Below are 20,815 nucleotides of genomic sequence, written 5' to 3' on the forward strand. Positions count from 1 at the left end.
CCGCGAGGAGAAACACATGTCAGCCAACCCGCTCGCCCGCCGGGGTTTCCTTGTCGGCGGAGCAGTCCTCGGTGCCGGTGCGCTGGTCAGCGCCTGCACCAGCAACGAGCCGGCCGCCTCGCCGACCACGGCGGCCTCGGCGCCGGCCCCGGCGCCGACCGGCGGTAACGACACCCCCGGCGAGAAGGTCGTCATCGGGTTCTCGGCCCCGGCGGCCGACCATGGCTGGATCGCCGCGATCGCCAAGAACGCCGAGGCCGCGGCCAAGCAGTACACCGATGTGGAGTTCAAGCCGGTCGAGCCGACCAACGACATCAACGCGCAGATCTCGGCGGTGGAGTCGCTGATCGCGGCGAAGGTGTCGGCCCTGGTGATCTTGCCGAACGACGGCCAGCAGCTCAACCAGATCGCCAGGCAGGCCAGCGATGCGGGCATCCCGGTGATCAACCTGGACCGGGTGTTCCCCGACAAGCTGTCGTACCGTACCTGGATCGGCGGCGACAACTACGGCATGGGCGTGGCGGCGGGTACCTACATCGGCAAGAAGCTGAAGGACAAGGGGGTGGCCGACCCGGTGATCCTGGAGATTCAGGGCATCGCGACGCTGCCGTTGACCCAGGACCGGAGCAAGGGGTTCGCCGACGCGCTCAAGACGTTCGGGTTCACGGTGACGGCGCAGCAGGACGCGCAGTTCACCGTGGAGTCGGGCACCAAGGTGACCAGCAACCTGCTGCAGGCGCACAAGAAGATCGACGCGATCTGGAACCACGACGACGACCAGGGGATCGGGGTGCTGGCCGCGGTCAAGGAGGCCGGGCGCAGCGAGTTCTTCATGGTCGGCGGGGCCGGGTCGGCGAACGCGATGCGCGACATCCAGTCCGGCAGCGGGGTGCTGGAGGCCACGGTGACCTACAGTCCTACCATGGCCTCTTCGGCGATCAAGCTGGCGCGGTTGGTCGCGCAGGGCAAGGGGATGAGCGACCTGCTGGAGAAGCAGGTGCCGCAGTCGATCACGCTGGCGTCGGAGACCATCACCAAGGACAACGTCGCCGAGTACCTTCCGCTCGGATTCGAATCCTGATGGCGGCAGACGACAGGCCGACACTGGGGATCGGCATGGTCGGATACGCGTTCATGGGACGGGTGCACTCACAGGCGTGGCGCAGCGTGTCGGCCTTCTTCGACCTGCCGTACCGGCCGGTGATGGCGGTCGTGGGCGGGCGGTCGGCGGAGGCCACCGCCGTGGCGGCGCGCGACCTGGGCTGGGCGGCGGCCGAGACCGACTGGCGGGAGCTGATCGCCCGGGACGACGTGCAGGTGGTCGACATCTGCACGCCGGGCGACTCGCACGCCGAGATCGCGATCGCCGCGCTGGAGGCAGGCAAGCACGTCATCTGCGAGAAGCCGCTGGCCAACACCGTGGCCGAGGCCGAGGCGATGGCCAAGGCCGCCGACCGCGCCGCGTCCCGGGGCGTGCACGCCATGGTCGCCTTCAACTACCGGCGGGTGCCCGCCCTCGCGCTGGCCCGCCAGTGGATCGCCGAAGGACGCCTGGGCAGGCTGCACCACGTCCGCGCCCAGTATCTCCAGGACTGGATCGCCGACCCGGACTTCCCGCTGGTGTGGCGGCTGCAGAAGGACAAGGCGGGCTCCGGCGCGCTGGGCGACATCGGCGCGCACATCATCGACACCGCCCAGTTCATCACCGGCCAGCAGCTGACCGGCGTCTCGGCGCTGACCGAGACCTTCGTCACCCGGCGGCCGCTGGCCGAGGCCTCCTCGGGCCTGTCCGGCGGCAGCCGTACCGCGGAGACGGGCGCGGTCGACGTCGACGACGCCGCGCTGTTCACCGCCCGCTTCAGCGGCGGCGCGGTGGGGGTGTTCGAGGCGACCCGGTTCGCCACCGGCCGCAAGAACGCGCTGCGCATCGAGGTCAACGGCTCGGCCGGCAGCCTGGCCTTCGACTTCGAGGCGATGAACGAGCTGTGGTTCCACGACCACACCCTGCCCGCCGCCGAGGCCGGTTTCCGGCGGGTCATCGTGACCGAGGCCGACCATCCCTACGCCGCCGCCTGGTGGCCGCCCGGTCACGGCCTCGGCTACGAGCACACCTTCACCCACGAGGTGAAGGACTTCATCGAGGCGATCGCCGCCGGCACCGCCCCCTCGCCGTCGTTCGCCGACGGCCTGCGGGTGCAGCGCGTGCTGGCCGCGGTCGAGGCCAGCGCCGCCGACGGCAGCCGTTTCACCCCCGTGGAGGAATCGTGACCCGACCCATCACGCTGTTCACCGGCCAGTGGGCCGACCTGCCGTTCGAGGAGGTCTGCCGGCTGGCCGCCGAGTGGGGCTACGACGGCCTGGAGATCGCCTGCTGGGGTGACCACTTCGAGGTCGACAAGGCCCTGTCCGACGACTCCTACGTCGACCGCAAACGCGAGGTGCTGGCCAAGCACAACCTCAAGGTGTGGGCCGTCTCCAACCACCTGGTCGGCCAGGCGGTCTGCGACCACCCCATCGACGCCCGCCACCAGGCCATCCTGCCGGCCCGTATCTGGGGCGACGGCGAGCCCGAGCGGGTACGGCAGGCAGCCGCCGAAGAGATCAAGAACACCGCCCGCGCCGCCGCCCTGCTCGGCGTGGACACCGTGGTCGGCTTCACCGGCTCCTCCATCTGGCACACCGTGGCGATGTTCCCCCCGGTGCCGCCGTCGATGATCGAGGACGGCTACGCCGACTTCGCCGACCGGTGGAACCCGATCCTGGACGTCTTCGACGAGGTCGGGGTCCGCTTCGCCCACGAGGTGCACCCCAGCGAGATCGCCTACGACTACCACACCACGGTGCGCACCCTGGAGGCGATCGGGCACCGGCCGGCGTTCGGGCTGAACTGGGACCCGTCCCACATGGTCTGGCAGGAGCTGGACCCGGTCGGGTTCATCCTGGACTTCGCCGACCGGATCTACCACGTCGACTGCAAGGACGCCAAGGTCCGCACCGGCGACGGCCGCCGCGGCCGGCTGGCCTCCCACCTGCCCTGGGCCGACCTGCGGCGCGGCTGGGACTTCGTGTCCACCGGCCGCGGCGACGTGCCGTGGGAGGACTGCTTCCGGGCACTGAACTCCATCGGCTACGCCGGGCCGATCTCGATCGAGTGGGAGGACGCCGGCATGGACCGGCTGGACGGCGCCCCCGAGGCACTGGGCGTGATCCGCAGGCTCAACGCCATCACCCCGCCGACCGCCTCCTTCGACGCCGCCTTCTCCTCGGACTGAAACCGGACGGGAGCCGGTCCGTCCCACCGCGGCGGGACGGACCGGCTCCCCGGCTGGAAGCGGGCGGCTAGTCCATGACGACGATCTGGCGCAGGACCTCGCCGCTCTTCAGCGCGGCCACGGCGTCGTTGAGGTCGGAGAGCCTGATGCGGGAGCTGATCATGCTCTCCAGGTCGAGCTTGCCCGCCTTGTAGAGCTCGGCGAAGAACGGGAAGTCGCGGCGGACGTCCGACCCGCCGTACATCGAGCTCAGGATGTTCTTGCCCTCGAACAGCAGGTTGAAGGCGCTCAGCGGGACGATGTCGTCCATCGCGCCCGCGCCCACCACGATCATGTCGCCGCCGCGGCGGGTGGCCTGCCAGGCGGTCATGATGGCGGCGGACTTGCCGACGGCCTCGAAGCCGTAGTCGAACCCCCTGCCGCCGGTCAGCGACCCGATCGCGTCCTTGAGCTGGTCGGGGGTGACGGCGTGGGTGGCGCCGACCTTCTTGGCCAGCGCGTGCTTGGACTCAAGCGGGTCGACCGCCAGGATCGTGGTCGCGCCGGAGATGCGGGCCCCCTGGATGATGGACAGGCCGATGCCGCCGGCGCCGACCACCGCGACAGTCGAACCGGCCTTCACCCGGGCGGTGTTGAGTGCCGCGCCGACCCCGGTGGTGATGCCGCAGCCGATCAGCGCCGCCGCCTCGTAGGGCACCGCGGGGTCGACTTTGATCGCTCCCTGCCAGGGCACGACGATCTCCTCGGCCCAGGTGCCGCAGCCGGCCATGCCGAACGCCGGGGTGTCGCCGCCGTAGCGGAACCGGGCGTTGACGAAGCTGTCCATCATGTAGGTCATGCACAGGTAGGGCTGGTTCACCAGGCAGTTCGCGCAGTTTCCGCAGGCCGGGGTCCAGTTGAGGATGACATGGTCGCCGGGCTGGACCGAGGTGACGTGGTCGCCGACCTCGACGACCTCACCCGCGCCCTCGTGCCCGGGGATGACGGGGAGCGGCATGGGCAGTACGCCGCTGATCACTGACAGGTCGGAGTGGCAGACGCCGGTCGCCCTGATCTTGACCCGGACGTCCGTCGGACCTGTCGGCGCGAGGGTGAAGTCATCGCGGATGTCGAGCTTGTCGTCGCCGACGGCATGCAGAAGCGCACCACGCATGGGGGTCCTCCTAGTTCTCCTCAAGGGAGAGGGCGGCTTTGGGACAGGACCGCACGGCGTGCCGGACGCGGTCCATCATTTCCGGCGGCGGTTCCGGCAGCAGCACGTGCAGCTGGTCGTCGTCGTCGAGCTCGAAGACCTCCGGGGCGAGTCCCATGCAGACCGCGTTGGCCTCGCACACCGGATAGTCGACTTTGATCTTCATGTGGGCCTCCTATCCCGTGGTGGCGAGCTTACGGTGATCCCATGAGATCACCCGACCGGGCTCCACCACGAAAGCGACCCGCTTGCGGCCGGTGTAGGCGACGTACTCCGTGAGGAGCTCCTCGGCGTCGGGCATACCCGCCATCCGGCGGGCGACGTCCATGCCGACCCGCAGCACCCCCTCGGAGTCGTCGATCCGCCGTGCCGTGCCGTACATCAGGACGCCGCGCAGCTCGGAGTAGTCCTCCCCGGCCTCGATCAGGCAGCTCACCCGGGCGTCCCGCCGGATGTTGAGGGCCTTCTGCGCCTTGCCGTACGTCCAGAACGAGATCCGGCCCTCGGTCAGCCCGTAGAACATGGTGACCAGGTGCGGCGTTCCGTCGGGGTTGACCGTGCCGAGCTGGAGCTTGCGTGATCCGCCGATGAAGGCGGTGATCTCGTCCTCGGTCATCACGATGCGGGCGCGCTGGTTCACGGTGCAAAGTAGAACATGTTGCATAGGGGTGGGCAAGGGTCGTTCGGAATATTGTTCGGTCTGGATAGGCTGCCCGCATGAGCACCCCGACCATGCCCGCCGACCTGCTGCACGCGGCCCAGCACGCCAAGGGTTTCATGCCCCACGAGGAGGGTCTCGCGCTGTTCGAGACCGCGGTCGCGTACGGCCCGCGCGGGCCGATCTGCGAGATCGGCACCTACTGCGGGAAGTCCGCCGTCTACCTCGGGGCGGGGGCCAGGCAGGCCGGTTCCGTGGTGCTGACCGTGGACCACCACCGCGGCTCGGAGGAGATCCAGCCGGGCTGGGCGCACCACGACCCCACGCTGATGGATCCCCGCTTCGGCAAGATGGACTCGCTGCCCACCTTCCGCGCCACCATCGCCTCCGCGGGGCTCGAGGACGAGGTCATCGCGATCGTCGGCAGGTCGGAGCAGGTCGCACGGCTCTGGAACACCCCGCTGGCCATGCTCTTCATCGACGGCGGCCACTCGGACGAGCCGGTGACCAAGGACTACGAGGGATGGGCGCCGCACGTCATGCCGGGCGGCGCGCTGGTCTTCCACGACATCTACCCCGACCCCGCGACGGGAGGGCAGGCCCCTTACCGCGTCTACCAGCGGGTCCTCGCCTCCGGGGCGTTCAGGGAGATCAGGCGGGAGGGCTCGCTGCGGGTGCTGGAGCGGGTCGGCCCCGGCATCGGCTGACCGGCCGGCGGAGACTCAACGCCGCTCGCCGGTCATGATCGAGACCGCCACGGGCTCGTCCACCCCCCTGACCCGGACCACCACCGAGGCGACCAGGCCGGCCCCGGCCCGCAGCAGCAGCCAGCCGCCCTCCGGGCCGTCCACGACCGTGACCGGCGTCGTCGGCGGCAGGCCCGCCTTGGACAGGCAGCGGGCGGCCGTCCAGATCCGGGCGGCCACGGTCTCCTCAGGCTCGCCGCAGTCCGGCAGCAGCTCGTCGACCAGCGGCGCGGCCGCCGCTCCCAGCGGTTCTCGCGCCCCGCCCACCTGCGTCCAGGAGCAGTACGCCGGACCGTTCACGCCGAGCACCAGATCGCCCAGCCGGCTGCGGGACGTCCCGCCGTCCATGGTCACGTGCAGCGCCGGATCGAGACCCAGCGCGACCGCGGCCCGTTGCAGGTAGACGGCCAGCAGGTTCGGCGGCCACGGGTCGCGCCGGGGGAGCGGGCCGACGTCCCGCAGCCGCAGTCCGGTCCACGCCGCCACCAGCCGCCCGCGCACGTCGGTGGCGGTGACGTCCCAGACGTATTCGCCCCCGTCGTGGTGGCGTTCGGCGGCGTGCAGCCGCACGTCCCCCTGGGACGGCCGGACCACCAGCCGCTCGCCGCCGACCGGAAGCAGCCGCCGGTGCGGCACGCACGCCTGCAGCGCGTGGATCGTGGCGTCGCTCAGTCCCGGACTGCCCAGCACCGGCCTGCCCGCGAACCAGCCGTCGGGGTCGTCGCCGTTCAGCTCGCCCCGGCACCCCCGCGCCTCGACGAGGGTGAGCTCCCTGACCCGCTGAAACCGCCCGGTGTGGAAGCACAGCGCGCCGTACAGGTCTCCGGCGTCCAGCGGCTCGGAGCCGTCCCGGCTCAGCTGCGGTACGGCCAGCGTCTCGTCGGCCGGTTCCACCGGGAACACCGCCCGGAAGTGGTCGACGCGGAAACCGGTCTCCTCGCTGCGGACCACCGCCTCGACCGACTGCCCGCGCCGGAGCGCGCACACCCGGATCGTGGTGCCGCCCCGGTCGGGTACGACCACCGGCCGGTCGAACGTCATCTGCCCGGCCTCGTCCAGCGGCCGCCCCGCCAGCGCCCCGGCGGCCTGGGCCATCGCCTCCAGCGCCACCACCGCGGGCAGCACCGCCCGCCCGTCGATCCGGTGGTCGTCCAGGTAGGTGTCGCTGCCGAGGGACAGGTGGCTGTCGGCGACCAGCTCCACCCCCGGGACGTGCACCCGCACCTCGCCGAGGAACCGGCCGCTCTCCGGACAGGGGGCCGGAGGGCCGTCGGGCCTGCCGTGCACGGCCACTCCGGACGGCAGGTCACCGGCCCTGAGCAGCGCGAGGAACAGCTCCGTCCCCTCCTGCGGCGTGATGGCCGTCCCGTCGGCGCCGGCCGGGAGCCCGGTCACGTCCGCCGGCTCCCGCGGGTCCGTTCCCGCCCACACCGGCCAGTCGACGTTCAGCCCGCCGATCCCGGCGACCCGCTCCCGCACCGGATCGCCTTCCGCGCCGTACCGGGCGGCCGGCGAGCCGAACGTCACGACGCGCCGGGGCGCGGTGACGGCGAGCAGGTTGTCCAGGCTGATCAGCCTGGACGCGCCGGGCCGTTCCCCGTTCCCGGCATACCGGTCCGGCTCCGCCGCACCCGCCGCGTGGATCACCATGGTGACCGGTCCCAGCGTGCTCTCCAGCTCCTGTACGGCGTGCGCCGTCTCCTCGGCGTCACTCACCTCCGCCGCCGCGTAGCCGTACCGGATCTCCTTGCCGGACAGCTCCCGCAGGTTGCCCGCCAGGGTCACGTCGTGCTCCGGCTCCCCCCGCCCCAGCAGGGCCAGCCCGCACCCGCCGGCCTCGGCCAGCGCCATGGCGCAGGCGAACCCGATCCCCTCGCCGCCCCCGCTGACCAGCACCACGTCCGCGGGGCCCACCGGGAGCGGGCCCGCCGCGTCCAGGGTGAGCGGGACACTCGCACCGGTCACCGGGTCCGCGGCGAAACACCTCACCCAGCGCGCCACCCCGGCCACCGGCTCGGCGTCCGTCCCCTCCCGGGCCGTCTCGTCCGCCCGCCCGCCGGCGGCGTCACCGTGCGGGACGGTCTCCAGCGCGAGATGGTGGGCCCCCGCGTCCACCGGGGCGGACGCGGTGAGGACGAGGTGGGCGTTGACGCCGCCGGGCTCCATGGCGCTCACCCCCGCGTGGCGGTGGCCGGTGGGCCACGGCTCGGCGACGGCCGGCACCCGCAGGGGCGTGCCCGGGACGGTCAGCAGGCGGTGCGGCTCTCCGCAGCCGGTGGTCGGCGGGAGCACGCCGGAGGCGATGCCCATGGCGGCCTTGATCAGGCCCGCGACCCCGGCCGCCGCCCCGGTGTGCCCGATGTTGGCGGTGACGGACCCGATCGCCGCGCGCCGTACGGCGCCGGGTCCGGCCGCCGCCCGCTGCGGGGCGTCGGGCCCGGCCTGCCGTACGGCGTCGAAGAGGAGACGGGTGAGGGCGGTGAGCTCGACCGTGTCGCACACGGAGATGCCGGTGCCCTCGAACAGGGCGACCTCGGCGGGGGAGACACCGGCCCGCGCGTAGGCGCGGTGCAGGGCCAGGAGCGGGCCGTCGGCGTCGGAGCGCGTGCTGTCGCCGCCCCTGCCGTCGCAGGACACGCCCCAGCCGGCGATCTCCGCGTAGATCCTCAGCCCGGCGGCGCGGGCGTCGGCCGTACGCGTCAGGGCGACGATCCCGCACCCCCCGCCCGGCAGGCGGCCGTCCGGCCGGGCGCCGTGGCCCCGCGCGCGCCCGCCCGCATCGGCGAGTCCGACCGGCTCGAACGGGCCGAGGCCGAGATCCACGCCGCCGGCCAGGGCGAAGTCCGCGTCGCCGTCCAGCAGCGACCGGCCGGCGGTGATCACCGCCAGCAGGGACGAGGCGCACCCGCCGTCCACCGTGTATCCACCGCCGCGCAGGTCGAAGTGGGCGCAGACGCGCGAGGCGATCGTGGCGGGCCGGGCGGTATCCCCGGTCGCGGTGGCGCCGACGACCACGGTGACCCGGTCCCGGTCGAGCCCCTCCCCGCCGGGCAGGCCGGCGTCGGCCAGGGCACGGGACGCGGTGTCCAGGGTCAGCCGGTGGACCTGGTCGGTGCCGCCGTGGACCGGCGCGGAGACGTCGAATGCGGTCCGGTCGAGCTCCCCGCCCCCGATCAGTGCCGCCCGGCCGGGGGAGTCGCGGTCGGCCGGGTCCAGCCGGTCGGCCGGTGGACGCCGGAACGCCCGCCGCCACATCACCGTCTCCCACAGCGCTCCGGGATCGGGAGCGTCGGGATAGGTACAGGCCAGTCCCACGATGGCGACGGACATTCGGCGCACCCCTTCAGATGTTCGGGTGAATCATGGCTGGACGCCCGCCGGGACCCCGGAGAGGTCACGCGCGTCGGCGGGAACGGGGGCGGTGGACGGCCGGACGCGGGCGAGCAGGGCCAGGCCCGTGCCGCGGCCGACGCAGACGATCAACAGGGCGAAAAACAGCCCGAAGACGACGGCGAACTGGGCCAGCAGACCGTAGACCGCCGCCGTGGCGAGGCCGAACACCACCTGGCCGCGGGACCGGGCCGGCGTGCTGCCCGGATCGGTGACCAGGTAGTTGGTGTAGAGGACGAAGGCCATGCCGGTCATCGGCGGCAGGGCGCCGGCCGGTCCGCCCCGGACGAGCTCCAGCAGGGCGAATCCCCCCGCCCAGCTCAGGACCAGCGGCAGCCTCCCGGCGAGCCGGGCGTTCACCACCGAGCCCAGCAGCAGGACGGCCGGCGGGACGAGCCCCCCGAGCGGGTACGGCGGTGCGACGCCGGCCCACGGGAACAGCAGCAGCACGGCGGTGACGCCGAGGCACGACGGGTTCAGGTAGTGCTCTCCGGGCTGTCCCTCCGCCGCGAACCTGTCCCGGGGGCGCGTCCCGGCGGACGCCGCCCCGCCCGAGGGCCGGGCCGCCCGAAGCGCCCCTCCGCCCCGGCGCCGTGCCGTACCGGGAACCCTGACCCGCAGGACGTACGTGCTGCCGACCCCGATCAGGACGGCCAGCGCGACCGGCATCGGGCGCGTGCCGGTGTACAGCAGCATCGCGCAGGTCAGCCCGGTGACGTAGGACGGCAGGAAGAATCCGGCCGCCTGGCGGCACCGCGCCCTCCGGTAGCCGGGAGGACGCCGCCACGCCCACGCCTCCACGGTCTCCAGCACGAACGCGGTGGCCACCCCGGTGGCCGCGCCCACGACGGGTGCCAGGTAGGGCTGTTCGAAGTCGAGCACGGTGTGCCCGAGCACCGTGACGAAAGTGATCGACCCGGCGAAACGGCGGAGTGCCCGGTCGTGGCTCTCCATGGCGTCATCCATGGCGTCGTCCATGGTCAGTCCAGCTCCGACGCGCGGCCGTCGGCCAGCAGGATCCGGTGCCAGCCGGGTCCCACGGACACCGACGCGACGCGCGGGACACCGCAGGCGTCACGCCAGGCCAGCTCGACCGGGAACGGCCCGTCCGGCGCGCCCGGCCCCAGGCCGAACAGCAGCTCCGGCGCGGAGACCCCGTTGTGCCCGTTGGCCGGGTAGAGCTGGCGGCTGAGGCCACCCCCGCCGGGCAGGCGCACCGTGGCGACGGCGCCGATGGCGGGACGCGTCAGAGCGGGGACGGGTACGGCGGAGCGGCGTGCGGAGGAGCGGAGCGGGTGCGGGCCGACGAGCGCGGGGAGCGCCTTCCTCGGCCACGCCGGCGAGGGCGGCCGGCCCGGGAGGGGGGCGATCAGCGCGGCGAGCGCCGAAGCCCGCCGGGACACCGGGTGGCCGGACGGCGCGCGGCGCGACAGGTGGGAGCGGGACGGGGGCGAGCCGGTCGGCGGGAGCGCCGGGGCGGGGCCGGCCGCGTCGCAGGATCCGGCGGGAAGGCGGAGCCGCAGGCCCACGAACGGCGCGGTGGCGCCGTCGTTGCGATAGAACACCGACGCGGACCACTGGTTGGCGACCGCGAAGTCCAGCCTCCCGTCGTCGTCCACGTCCCCGACGGCGAACGAGCGGCCGACCGCGTCGCCGCCCACCCCGGCGCGCCTGGCCACGTCCACGTAGCGGCCGTCGGCTGTCCGGGTGAAGAAACTGTTGGTGTCGCGGCCGGGCAGGCCGGCCCCGGCGTCCGGCCAGAGCACGGGCCGGGAGAGGATCAGGTCGGTGGCGGGCGCCGTCTCCCGAGACCGCGCCCAGCGGCCGGCGGCACCCCTGACGGACCCGGACGCGTGCATGATCTCGTCGGTGCCGTCGTTGTCGAAGTCGGCGGCCTTGACGTCCCAGGACCAGCCGCTCCGGCTCAGCCCCAACTCCTCGCCGAGGTCGTCGTAGGGCGCGTGACCGTCGTGGAACCCACCCGGCCGGGAGACGAAGGCGAAGTTGCCCTCGTGCACCCGGTAGTCCTCGGTGACGTTGCTGACAAGGATGTCCGGTGTGCCGTCGGCGTTGAGGTCGGTGAAGCCGACCCCCATGCCCTTGAACGCGTCCTGACCGACGACGCCGGACCTCGGCGTGGTCAGGTGCCGGGTGCCCCGTGCCTGCCTGAACCCGATCCTCCCGGCCGTCGACTCGTTGACCAGCAGTTCGTCCGGGCCGAAGTCGTCGGCCACATACAGGTCGGGCCGCCCGTCGCCGTCCAGGTCCTGGGTGCCCAGCGCGAGCGTCCAGCCCCGGCCGCCGATCCCGTCGAACACCCCCTCGACCTCGGCGAACCGGGCCGGCCCCGTCGCCCGGTAGAGCCGGTTGGCGCCGCCGTTGCCGGCGTCGGCCGGCGAGTCGGGCAGCACGATGCCGCCGTGGTCCCCGGAGCCGTCCAGCACTCGGGCGCCGTCCGGGAAGTAGTTGCCGAAGACCAGGTCGAGACGGCCGTCGCCGTCGAAGTCGCCGGCCGTGGCGGCGCTGGTGTTCCAGATCTCGGGCCGGGCCGTCAGGTCGCGGTGCCGGAAGGCCGCGCCGGACGGCGGGGCCCCGGGGACACGCAGGAACAGCGAGGGGGAGCGGCCCCAGTAGGTGACGACCAGGTCCTGCCAGCCGTCCTGGTCGAGATCGGCCGGCAGACATCCCGTCGGCGCCTCGTACGGCCCGCGCTCCGGAGCGGCCAGCGTGAACGGCCGGTAGCCGTGCGGCGTGTCCGGTACGGGACGCACGGTCACCGTGTCGTGGCGTGGGTCGACCAGGCACACGTCGTCGGAGACCACCGCGTTGTCGACGTCGAACAACGCCACTCCCGCGCCCGTCGACGACACCCACGCGCGGACGTCCCGGTAGCCCGGCGCGACCGGCCGGAGACTCCGGTCACCCGGCTGGTCGGCCGGGCCGAGGGGACGGGCGACGAAGGAGAAGTCCGCGACGCCCTCCGCCCCGGAGACGCCGGGCGGCCCGGTCAGTCTCCAGCCGGTGGCGCAGGCCGCCATGGCCAGCGCCCCCGCGGCGCACCTGCGGATCCTCGACACCGCTCTCACCTGTGAGGTCATGAGTCGCGGTTGCGCCGCGCCCATGCCTTTCTGATCCCCGCCCGCCAGGCCTGGTAGTGGTCGCCGCTGTGCGCGTTGTGTCCCAGCGCGATGAGCGCGGTGTCGGTCCAGGCCGCCGCCTCGTCGACCTCCACCCCGCACAGGACGGGCGTGGCGGCGGCCGTGTGCTCGGGCACGATCCCGGAGATCAGCCGGCAGGCGCAGGCGAACGCGCTGCCCTGGACGAGGTGGGCGCGGAACCCGTCCTCGGCGGCGGCCACGATCAGCCGTTCCAGCTCGGCGGTGCCCGCCCCACCCGTGTACGTGGCGGCCATGCCCACACCGCTCCACAGGTCGGCCCGGCGGCCCGGCGGGAATTCGGCGATGCGCCGGACGACGTCGTCCGCACCCGCGCATTCGTGGAACCAGAGCATCCGGCCCAGCCCCTGATCGAAGATCGCCCGGCGGGTCCGGTCCATCAGCCCGGCCGTACGCTGCCGTCCGACCGTCCGGTCGGTGGAGAAGAAGCCCTGGTGGAAGCCGAAACCGTCGAACGCCAGCCAGCGCAGCAGCGGGTGGACCGAGCGGATGCCCCACATCGGGCGCATGCGCAGCCGGGCGTACGCCCAGCCGGTGCCCAGGTGGACCATGTGCGGGTAGCGCAGGCCCGGTCCGCTGAGCAGGCTCCTGAGCCGGCGGCCGCCGGTGATCGTGAGCACGTCGAGTATGGCGCAGGCCATGCCCGCGCCCTCGTAGGCGGCCCCGCGCAGCTCCTCGTGGATGTCCTCGATCCGCTCGACCTCGCCGGCGACCATCGCGTTGAAGCCGGTGAGGAACGACTGGTTCGCGGTCTCCAGCCGCTCGCGGGCCGGGCCCAGCCGGAACCGGCGCGGTCCGGAGTCGACCTGGGCGAGGTCCTGCCAGAACAGGCCGGGCAGGCCGCGGGGCCTGGTCAGCTCCAGTTCGGCCGGACTCACCGGGGTCGGGACGGCCGGAGCCACCCACGGGGCCGGGGCGGTGGCGGCCGACGGGACCGAAAAGGCCGGGGCAGGGGTGGTGGCCGCCGGTGAGGCTTGGGCGGGCGGCGGAGCCGGGACAGCCGGTGGAGCCGGGACCGGGGCGGTGGTGACCGGCGGGACCGAGGAAGCCGGGGCCGGGGCGGCCGGCGGAGCTGGGGCCCGGACGGTCGGTGAAGCTTGGGCGATTGGTGGAGCCGGGGCCTGGACGGTCGGTGAAGCGTGGGCGGTCGGTGGAGCCGGGGCCTGGACGGTCGGTGAGGCCGGGGCGGTCGGTGGAACGGGGGCCGGGGCGGCGCCGGGGGATCGCTCGGGGGAAGGGGCGTCCGGGACCTCGGTCCGCTCGGCGGAGGCGGCCGGCTCCGCCGCCGAGGCAGGGGTTCTCCCCCCGTTGGAGGCCCCACGGGTGCCGGAGACCCTCCCCGCCACGAGGACGTCCGCCGATCCGGTCTCCTCCGGGTAGGGGACCCGCTCCATCTCGGCGGTGATCTCCGTGTCGGAGACCCCATCGGCGTCGGGGCCCACCTCCGAGCCGTTCCCGTCGTTGACGGGAACCCGGTCCGCATCGGGGAACCTCTCCGCGGTGCCCTGGCCCGCGTCGGGGAACCTCTCCGCAGGGACCTGGTCCGCATCAGGGAACTTCTCCGCGGGGACCTGGTCCGTGGCGGGGAACGTCTCCGCGGTGCCCTGCTCGGCTCCATCGCTCTGAGCTACTGTCCGGGTGCCCTCCGCATTGCTCACAAGGCCGAACGTAGTAAGCCGCATTCGGCCCTTCAAGCACCGCGTTGGGGGTTCCTGGCAAAGAAACCGCTAGGGCCGCACTGTGCTGGTTCGTTCCCCCGCACGAGGCAAGGTTTGTCCAAGTTCCGGATGTCCCCGGCTGATCAGGAAGCGCCCGGGTAACGCGAAGTAATGACCGAAGGCCCGCATACCGGGCGGTGACCGCCGGAACCTCGCGAGCTACCGGGCGGTGACCGCCGGAACCTCGCGGGCCGCTTGCGCACGGTCCGCGGGTGGCGGTCATCGTGCGGCCCGGCCACCGCATCACCCGACCCGGAAGGGATCGAACATGTCCGTCAGGCAGAAGAGGATCGACCCGGCCGCCGTGGAGGGCGATTTCTACCACATCAAGGATCTCCTGACCGACGAGGAGCGGAAGACGCTCGACCGGGTCCGCGAGTTCATGGTCAACGAGGTCCAGCCGATCGCCAACGACCTGTGGATCCGTGCCGAGAGCCCGCTTCAGCTCAGGGAGGAGATCCGCGCACTCAACATCACCGGCACGTACGCCGACGATCCGAGCGTCGCCCCCCGCAGCTACCTGCTGACCGGCCTGATCGGCATGGAGATGTCCCGCGTCGACCCCTCGTTCGCCACGTTCTTCGGGGTGCACGGCGGCCTGGGCATGGGCTCCATCCGGGAGTGCGGATCGCCGGAGCAGAAGGAACGCTGGCTGCCGCAGATGGTCCGCTGGGAGAAGATCGGCGCCTTCGCGCTGACCGAGCCGCTGGTCGGCTCCGGCGCCTCCCGCGGCCTGACCACCACGGCCCACCGCGAAGGTGGCACCTGGGTCCTCGACGGTGAGAAGAAGTGGATCGGCAACGCCACCTTCGCCGACCTCGTCGTCGTCTGGGCGCGGGACGAGGCCGACGAGCAGGTCAAGGGATTCGTGGTGGAGAAGGGCGCTCCGGGCTTCAGCGCGGACAAGCTCGAAGACAAGATCTCGCTGCGCGGCGTGCAGAACGCGCACATCATCCTCGACCACGTCCGCGTCCCCGAAGAGAACCGGCTGCAGAACGCCAACGGCTTCCGGGACACCGCCAGGGTGTTGAAGGTGACGCGCGGCGGCGTGGCCTGGAGCGCGACCGGCTGCTCCATCGGCGCGTACGAGGCGGCCCGCGCCTATGCGGTCGAGCGTGAGCAGTTCGGCCGTCCCATCGGCGGCTTCCAGCTGATCCAGGACCTGATCTCACGGATGCTGGGGAACATCACCGCCTCACAGGCGATGGTGGCGCGGATGGCCGCGCTGCACGAACAGGGCGAGCTGAACGAGGCCCAGGCCGCGCTGGCGAAGATGTTCTGCACCAGCCGGATGCGCGAGACCGTCGCCTGGGCACGGGAGGTCCTCGGCGGCAACGGCATCCTGCTGGAGCACAACGTCGCCCGGTTCTTCGCCGACGCCGAGGCGCTGTACTCCTATGAGGGCACCCGCGAGATGAACTCCCTCATCGTCGGCCGCGCCGCCACCGGGCTCAGCGCCTTCGTCTGAGCGGCTCCCCGCACCGCACCGCACCACGGCGCCCGGCCACCGGGCCGCACGTCCTCCGTGACAGCCGACCCAAGGGGTGACACCTATGACCACAACGACAGACACCTCGTCCGGCGCGACGCCCGCGCTGGACGGCATCCGGGTGATCGACCTGGCCACCGTCATCATGGGCCCGTACGCCTGCCAGATCCTGGGCGACCTGGGCGCCGACGTCATCAAGATCGAGTCTCCGGCCGGAGACGTGATGCGGCGCCTGCACCGGCGGACCCCGGACGGCATCGGCGCGCTCGCGCTGAACCTCAACCGCAACAAGCGCAGCGTGGTGCTGGACCTCAAGACCCCGGCGGGCAGGCAGGCGGCCCTGGACCTGATCAGTACCGCGGACGTCCTGGTCACGAACATGCGTCCGCGGGCACTGCGCAAGCTCGGCCTGACCTACCAGGACCTCGCCGAGGCCAACCCGCGCCTGGTGTACTGCAACGCACAGGGCTTCCGGACGGACTCGAAGGCCGCCGACTACGCCGCCTACGACGAGGCGCTCCAGGCCGCCTCCGGCATGGTCGACCTCATGAACCGCGTCACCGGCAGGCCCTACTACGTCCCCACCACGCTGGCGGACAAGGTGTGCGGGCTGACCATCGTCTACGCGGTGCTCGCGGCGCTGCTCGGCCGGCAGCGCACCGGCAGGGGGCAGCGGGTCGAGGTCCCGATGGCCGACACGATGTTCGCCTTCACCCTGGTGGAGCATCTGGGCGGTCGCGCCTTCGAGCCGCCGGCCGGCCCGGTGGGCTTCCCCCGTTCCCTCGAACCCGGTCACGAGGCCTTCTCCACCAAGGACGGCCAGGCCTGCATCCTGCCCTACACCCACGGGAACGCGGCCGACTTCTTCGCCTTCGTCGGCCATCCGGAGGTCATGGAACGGTTCACCCCGGAGAGTTTCCGGGACCGGTTGGGCGAGCTGTACGAGGCCATCGGCCGGTACACCCCCCTGCGCACCACCGCCGAGTGGGAGGTTTTCTGCAGCGAGCACAGCATCCCGTTCGCCCCCGTGATGAACCTCGACCACGCGGGCGAGCACGACTACTGGTCCGAAGGCCACATGCTCGACGTCCAGCGGCACCCGCACGAGGGCCCATACCGGGTCATCGGCAATCCGGTGCGCCTCTCGGACGGCTCCGGTGGAGTGCGCCGGCACTGCCCCGAACTGGGCGAGGACACCGACTCGGTGCTGTCGGAGATCGGCTACACGCCGGAGCAGCTCGCCGCCCTGCACGCCGACGCTCCCGGACGGCCCGGCTGACCGGCCCGTGGCGGTGATCCGCCGGACGTCCCGGCTGATCGGTCCGTGGTGGTGACCCGCAGACCGGGTGCGGTCTCCGCGGCCGGCACCGGGCCTGGTCACGGGCCCGGTGCCGATCAAGGGTCAGAGGTCAGGGATCAGAGGTCAGGGATCAGGGGTAGGCCTCGATCTCCATGATCCGGCTGTAGTCGTTGGCGCCGTTCGAGGCGAGTACGGAGATGCGGACGGCATCGGTGGTGACGGAGGTGAAGTCCGACCTGACCATCCCGGCGGTGTTGCCGCGGACCTGGGCGACCGTACTCCACTGACCGTCCACCCTGACCTGGACGTCCCAGTCACGCACTCCCGCCGAGGACGCCGGATAGCGCTCGGTGTCCATGGTGTACAGGTCGACCCGGGAGATCTGCTGGGGCTCGCCGAGCGCGACGTCGATGGTGTCGGGCCATTCGCTGGTGGTGGCGTCGTTCCAGCCGTTGCCGCCCCCCCAGCCGTTGGAGCTGCGGTCGCCGTCGACGACGCTGCACGCGGGATAGTTGGCGTTGGTGTGCTGCGACGACGCCGTGACCGGCCGGCGGAACGCCAGGTTGCCGCCGTTGTCCAGCTCGCCGACGTCGACGACGGAGATCGGCACGGCCAGCTCCTTCTCGCCCGCCTTCAGCCGCAGGCCGTACTCGCCCTTGGGAGTGGTCGGCGGGACGGCGACCATCAGTTTGGCGCCGAGCTCGTAGCCGGGCGGCAGGTAGCTCGACAGCATGAGGCGTGAGGCGGTGAGCGGCTGGTCGACCTCGATGGACAGGTCCGCGTAGCGGGGCTCCTTCGCGTCGCTGCGCATGCCGATCTTCAGCTTGGCCGGGCAGGCGGGGTCGACCCCGAGTGGCGCGATCAGCCGGTCGGTGTCGGAGACCGGGGTCAGCTCGCCCGTCCCCTTCGAGGTTCCGCGGGTGACCCGGACACCGGGGTCCCGGGCGGGAGCGCCGATCTCGGGCTCCGGTGACTGTACGGCCGGCTCGGGTCCGGGTGTTCCCGGTCCCGGCGTCCCGGCGGCGGCGGGACCGGCGAGCGCGGCCACCGCGGCGACGGCGAGTGCGGCGGTGAGACGTGGATGACGCATGTTCGGTGCCTCCCTTCAGAGGGCCTGCAGGCCGGGGACGCCGTTCAGCGCCACGAGGCTGCCACGGGTCGACAGCGGGGCGCCGACCTTGTCGATGTAGGGGACGACCTTGAAGTCGGACTGCCAGCGGGCCTTGGTGATGTCACAGGCGACGTAGCCGCGCTGGTAGCTGGAGAACCTGATGTGCGGGTTCGTCGGGTCGGAGCCGCCGGCCGGCAGGCCGGTCGTGGCGTTGCCGTTGCCGCCGCTGCTGATTGAGGTGCCGACGAACTCGACGCCGACGGTCGGCGAGGACGGGTCGTCGAAGTTCGTCTTGAGCTCTCCGGCGAGGTTGTTGTGGATGTCGCCGGTGAGCACGACCGGGTTGCTCACCTTCCGTTCGACGATGCCGTTGATCACCCGCTCCCGGGCGGGCCGGTAGCCGTCCCACAGGTCCATGCTGAACCGCTGCGCGGGCGCGGGGTCGGTGTCGAGCTGGCACATGACCATCTGCTGGGCGAGGACGTTCCACCGGGCGCGGGAGGCGCCCAGGCCGTCGAGCAGCCACTTCTCCTGCTTGGCGCCCAGCACCGTGCGGGAGGGGTCGAGCCTCTCCTCGCAGTCGTACTGCTGGCCGTCGCCGCACGCCTGGTCGTCGCGGTACTGCCGGGCGTCCAGGACGTTGAACTCGGCGAGGTCGCCGAACGTGAAGCGGCGGTGGATCCGCACGTCCGGGCCGAACGCGGGCCGGGGCAGCCGGATCGGCAGGTTCTCCCAATAGGCGCGGAAGGCGTTCGCCCGCATGACGAGGAAGTCCTCCTGGGAGACCTCCCCGCCGGGGCCGTAGGGCCCGGCCCAGTTGTCGAGCACCTCGTGGTCGTCCCAGGTGACGATCCACGGGGCGGAGTGGTGGGCGGCCTGCAGGTCGGGGTCGCTCTTGTAGAGGCCGTACTGGATCCGGTAGCGGTCGAGGGTGTCGCACTGCCCCCGGAACTGGTCGGGCACCGGGGTGTTCCGGTTCCCGCCGCTCGGGACGAGCCCGTAATCGTAGATGTAGTCGCCCAGGTGGAAGATCACGTCGGCGTTCTCGTTCGCCAGGTGGCGGTAGGCGGTGTAGAACCCGTCCTGCCAGGAGGCGCACGAGGCGAACGCCATCAGCAGGCGCTCGGGGCTGCTTCCGGCCGCCGGCGCGGTCTTGGTCCTGCCGACGGGGCTGATCTCGCCGCCGGTGCGGAACCGGTAGAAGTACTCGCGGCCCGGCTTGAGGCCGCGCACGTCCACGTGGACCGAGTGGCCGTACTCCGGGGTGGCCCACGCGCTGCCGTGTTTGGCCCGCCGGGTGAACGCCCGGTCCTCGGAGATCTCCCAGTCGACCTTGATCCGCCCGTACGGCATGCCGCCCTGAGGTTCGAGCGGCCGTACGGCGAGCCTGGTCCAGAGGATCACGCTGTCGGGCAGCGGGTCACCGGAGGCGACGCCGAGCTGGAAGGGGTAGCCGTCCTTCCCTGAGGACCGCGCGGTCCAGGGGTCGGCGAGGTTGGTGGTGAAGGCCAGCGCCATCGCGGCGCCGGTGAGGCCGAAGAAGCTGCGACGTGAGGGGTCGCTGAGCACGCGAGCGAGCCGCCGATCGTCGTCCATGAGTCTCCCAAGGGGGGTTGGCGGGAGGATGATCTGCTGCAGCTCACACTTTTTAGCAAGAGAAATGCGTTCTTAACAAGACCTGTCTTTATATTTCACAGTGAACTTCTCAGACACCGCACGTCATCAAGATGACACCTCCGCGCGCCCGTCTCCGGGGTCACGCCCGGGAGACGGGCTGTCAGAGCTTGGCGATCTCGACGTTGCGGTGTCCCTCGCGCAGGCGCTGGACGACGTCGGCGGGGGCGCGCGAGTCGACCACGATCAGGTCGAAGGCGTCGAGCGGCGCCACCCTGTGCAGCGCCACCCGGTCCAGCTTGGAGTGGTCGACCGCCAGCACGCGGCGGGAGGCGGAGCGGAGCATCGCCTGCTTCACCACCACGATCTCCTGCTCCTGGTGGAAGGCGCAGCGGTCGGAGACCGCGGAGGTGGAGACGACCACCATGTCGGTGTTCATCGCCTCGACGGCGTCCACGCAGGAGACGCCGAGGAAGGAGTCGTGCGTGGGGTGGTACTCCCCGCCGAGCGCCATCAGCCGGATGCCGGGTGCTCCCGCGAGGAGCTTGACGGCCTCCAGGAAGTTGGTGACCACGGTCAGCGGGGTGATTCCGCCGAGGCGTCTGGCCACCGCGAGTGCGGTCGTGGAGTCGTCGAGCATGATCGAAATTCCGGGTTCGACGAGCCGGGCGACGTGCCGCGCGATCGCCTCCTTCTCCTCCTGGTGGGCCGCGCGCCGGTAGGCGATGTTGCTCTCGAAGACGTTGGACGCCTGCGCGGTCGCCCCGCCCCTGAACTTGCGGACCATGCCCTGGCGTTCGAGCTCGTCCAGGTCACGGTGGACCGTCATCACACTGACGCCGAAGGCCTCGGCGAGCTCGGCGACCGAGGCCGATCCCTGGCGCATGACGCGCTCGGCCATCGCCTGACGACGAGCGGCGCCGCCGGCCGGGTGCTGACGCGAATTCACCGGGGGAGCTCCAAGTCGTTTTTGATCGCGAATCGTAGCGTCCTCGGATCGGGAAACTGAAGAGCCGGAGCCTCGTGATCTCCGGGCCGGGGGTCGTCCCGGCCCGTGCGGGGTCACCGGTGGAGGCTCGGGAATCCCTGCGCGCTCGCACGCGCCCGGTTCCGGTGGACTCCCACCCTTCCCGGCCACCCTTGACACTC

The 20,815-nt window shown here is 72.2% G+C and carries 16 protein-coding genes; 6 read left to right on the forward strand and 10 right to left on the reverse strand.

Annotated elements, in window-relative coordinates; all coding sequences use genetic code 11:
• Nucleotides 1-16: 16 nt before the first annotated feature.
• The 3 genes from OHA77_RS27015 to OHA77_RS27025 are packed head-to-tail and all read left to right on the forward strand — an operon-like array spanning nucleotide 17 to nucleotide 3,272.
• On the forward strand, nucleotides 17-1,081 hold the full coding sequence (locus OHA77_RS27015; protein ID WP_326825409.1) for a substrate-binding domain-containing protein: 1,065 nt from the start codon (nucleotides 17-19) through the stop codon (nucleotides 1,079-1,081).
• Nucleotides 1,081-2,268 carry a Gfo/Idh/MocA family protein gene (locus OHA77_RS27020; protein ID WP_406312239.1) on the forward strand — a complete coding sequence of 396 codons (1,188 nt, stop codon included), beginning with the start codon at nucleotides 1,081-1,083 and terminating at the stop codon, nucleotides 2,266-2,268. The genes OHA77_RS27015 and OHA77_RS27020 overlap by 1 nt, the downstream gene beginning before the upstream one ends.
• Nucleotides 2,265-3,272 (forward strand): sugar phosphate isomerase/epimerase family protein, encoded by a 1,008-nt coding sequence (locus OHA77_RS27025; RefSeq protein WP_326825407.1) that lies wholly within the window; start codon nucleotides 2,265-2,267, stop codon nucleotides 3,270-3,272. The genes OHA77_RS27020 and OHA77_RS27025 overlap by 4 nt, the downstream gene beginning before the upstream one ends.
• A gap of 67 nt (nucleotides 3,273-3,339) precedes the next feature.
• Here the strand turns inward: OHA77_RS27025 and OHA77_RS27030 are convergent, their stop codons facing one another.
• The 3 genes from OHA77_RS27030 to OHA77_RS27040 are packed head-to-tail and all read right to left on the reverse strand — an operon-like array spanning nucleotide 3,340 to nucleotide 5,104.
• Entirely contained in the window at nucleotides 3,340-4,425 is a 1,086-nt protein-coding gene (locus OHA77_RS27030) for an alcohol dehydrogenase catalytic domain-containing protein (protein WP_406312240.1), read from the reverse strand.
• Nucleotides 4,426-4,435: 10 nt separating this feature from the next.
• Complete coding sequence (locus tag OHA77_RS27035; RefSeq protein ID WP_326825405.1) at nucleotides 4,436-4,630, reverse strand: ferredoxin; 195 nt, start codon at nucleotides 4,628-4,630, stop codon at nucleotides 4,436-4,438.
• 9 nt (nucleotides 4,631-4,639) lie between these two features.
• Nucleotides 4,640-5,104, reverse strand: coding sequence for a pyridoxamine 5'-phosphate oxidase family protein (locus tag OHA77_RS27040; RefSeq protein ID WP_406312241.1), 465 nt, complete (start codon nucleotides 5,102-5,104; stop codon nucleotides 4,640-4,642).
• Between the two features lie 77 nt (nucleotides 5,105-5,181).
• Between OHA77_RS27040 and OHA77_RS27045 the strand changes: the two genes are divergently transcribed.
• Nucleotides 5,182-5,829 (forward strand): class I SAM-dependent methyltransferase, encoded by a 648-nt coding sequence (locus tag OHA77_RS27045; RefSeq protein WP_406312242.1) that lies wholly within the window; start codon nucleotides 5,182-5,184, stop codon nucleotides 5,827-5,829.
• A gap of 15 nt (nucleotides 5,830-5,844) precedes the next feature.
• Here OHA77_RS27045 and OHA77_RS27050 read toward each other — a convergent pair whose 3' ends face one another.
• The 4 genes from OHA77_RS27050 to OHA77_RS27065 are packed head-to-tail and all read right to left on the reverse strand — an operon-like array spanning nucleotide 5,845 to nucleotide 14,092.
• On the reverse strand, nucleotides 5,845-9,198 hold the full coding sequence (locus tag OHA77_RS27050; RefSeq protein WP_406312243.1) for an SDR family NAD(P)-dependent oxidoreductase: 3,354 nt from the start codon (nucleotides 9,196-9,198) through the stop codon (nucleotides 5,845-5,847).
• Nucleotides 9,199-9,228: 30 nt separating this feature from the next.
• Nucleotides 9,229-10,236: an enediyne biosynthesis protein UnbU gene (locus OHA77_RS27055; RefSeq protein ID WP_406312244.1), complete on the reverse strand. Its 1,008-nt coding sequence runs from the start codon at nucleotides 10,234-10,236 to the stop codon at nucleotides 9,229-9,231.
• A 2-nt stretch (nucleotides 10,237-10,238) separates the two neighbouring features.
• The gene (locus OHA77_RS27060; RefSeq protein ID WP_406312245.1) at nucleotides 10,239-12,335 is read right to left on the reverse strand and encodes an FG-GAP-like repeat-containing protein; all 2,097 of its coding nucleotides are present in this window, start codon (nucleotides 12,333-12,335) and stop codon (nucleotides 10,239-10,241) included.
• A gap of 17 nt (nucleotides 12,336-12,352) precedes the next feature.
• The gene (locus OHA77_RS27065; protein WP_406312246.1) at nucleotides 12,353-14,092 is read right to left on the reverse strand and encodes a DUF1702 family protein; all 1,740 of its coding nucleotides are present in this window, start codon (nucleotides 14,090-14,092) and stop codon (nucleotides 12,353-12,355) included.
• A 328-nt stretch (nucleotides 14,093-14,420) separates the two neighbouring features.
• On the opposite strand from OHA77_RS27065, the gene OHA77_RS27070 reads away from it, so the two are divergent.
• Both OHA77_RS27070 and OHA77_RS27075 read left to right on the forward strand, forming a co-directional pair.
• Nucleotides 14,421-15,620 carry an acyl-CoA dehydrogenase family protein gene (locus tag OHA77_RS27070; protein ID WP_406312247.1) on the forward strand — a complete coding sequence of 400 codons (1,200 nt, stop codon included), beginning with the start codon at nucleotides 14,421-14,423 and terminating at the stop codon, nucleotides 15,618-15,620.
• Between the two features lie 85 nt (nucleotides 15,621-15,705).
• Complete coding sequence (locus tag OHA77_RS27075) at nucleotides 15,706-16,920, forward strand: CaiB/BaiF CoA transferase family protein (RefSeq protein WP_406312248.1); 1,215 nt, start codon at nucleotides 15,706-15,708, stop codon at nucleotides 16,918-16,920.
• 151 nt (nucleotides 16,921-17,071) lie between these two features.
• Here the strand turns inward: OHA77_RS27075 and OHA77_RS27080 are convergent, their stop codons facing one another.
• The 3 genes from OHA77_RS27080 to OHA77_RS27090 form a co-directional block, all read right to left on the reverse strand.
• The gene (locus OHA77_RS27080) at nucleotides 17,072-18,031 is read right to left on the reverse strand and encodes a discoidin domain-containing protein (protein WP_406312249.1); all 960 of its coding nucleotides are present in this window, start codon (nucleotides 18,029-18,031) and stop codon (nucleotides 17,072-17,074) included.
• A gap of 15 nt (nucleotides 18,032-18,046) precedes the next feature.
• The gene (locus OHA77_RS27085) at nucleotides 18,047-19,648 is read right to left on the reverse strand and encodes an alkaline phosphatase D family protein (protein WP_406312250.1); all 1,602 of its coding nucleotides are present in this window, start codon (nucleotides 19,646-19,648) and stop codon (nucleotides 18,047-18,049) included.
• Between the two features lie 181 nt (nucleotides 19,649-19,829).
• On the reverse strand, nucleotides 19,830-20,615 hold the full coding sequence (locus OHA77_RS27090) for a DeoR/GlpR family DNA-binding transcription regulator (RefSeq protein WP_406312251.1): 786 nt from the start codon (nucleotides 20,613-20,615) through the stop codon (nucleotides 19,830-19,832).
• Nucleotides 20,616-20,815: the final 200 nt, after the last annotated feature.

Source organism: Streptosporangium sp. NBC_01639 (assembly GCF_045209755.1).
Classification (GTDB): domain Bacteria; phylum Actinomycetota; class Actinomycetes; order Streptosporangiales; family Streptosporangiaceae; genus Streptosporangium.

Coding starts and splice junctions, on each gene's coding strand:
- OHA77_RS27015 (WP_326825409.1), top strand. CDS start 17: ATGTCAGCCAACCCGCTCGCCCGCCGGGGTTTCCTTGTCGGCGGAGCA.
- OHA77_RS27020 (WP_406312239.1), top strand. CDS start 1,081: ATGGCGGCAGACGACAGGCCGACACTGGGGATCGGCATGGTCGGATAC.
- OHA77_RS27030 (WP_406312240.1), bottom strand. CDS start 4,425: ATGCGTGGTGCGCTTCTGCATGCCGTCGGCGACGACAAGCTCGACATC.
- OHA77_RS27035 (WP_326825405.1), bottom strand. CDS start 4,630: ATGAAGATCAAAGTCGACTATCCGGTGTGCGAGGCCAACGCGGTCTGC.
- OHA77_RS27045 (WP_406312242.1), top strand. CDS start 5,182: ATGAGCACCCCGACCATGCCCGCCGACCTGCTGCACGCGGCCCAGCAC.
- OHA77_RS27050 (WP_406312243.1), bottom strand. CDS start 9,198: ATGTCCGTCGCCATCGTGGGACTGGCCTGTACCTATCCCGACGCTCCC.
- OHA77_RS27055 (WP_406312244.1), bottom strand. CDS start 10,236: ATGGACGACGCCATGGATGACGCCATGGAGAGCCACGACCGGGCACTC.
- OHA77_RS27070 (WP_406312247.1), top strand. CDS start 14,421: ATGTCCGTCAGGCAGAAGAGGATCGACCCGGCCGCCGTGGAGGGCGAT.
- OHA77_RS27075 (WP_406312248.1), top strand. CDS start 15,706: ATGACCACAACGACAGACACCTCGTCCGGCGCGACGCCCGCGCTGGAC.
- OHA77_RS27080 (WP_406312249.1), bottom strand. CDS start 18,031: ATGCGTCATCCACGTCTCACCGCCGCACTCGCCGTCGCCGCGGTGGCC.
- OHA77_RS27085 (WP_406312250.1), bottom strand. CDS start 19,648: ATGGACGACGATCGGCGGCTCGCTCGCGTGCTCAGCGACCCCTCACGT.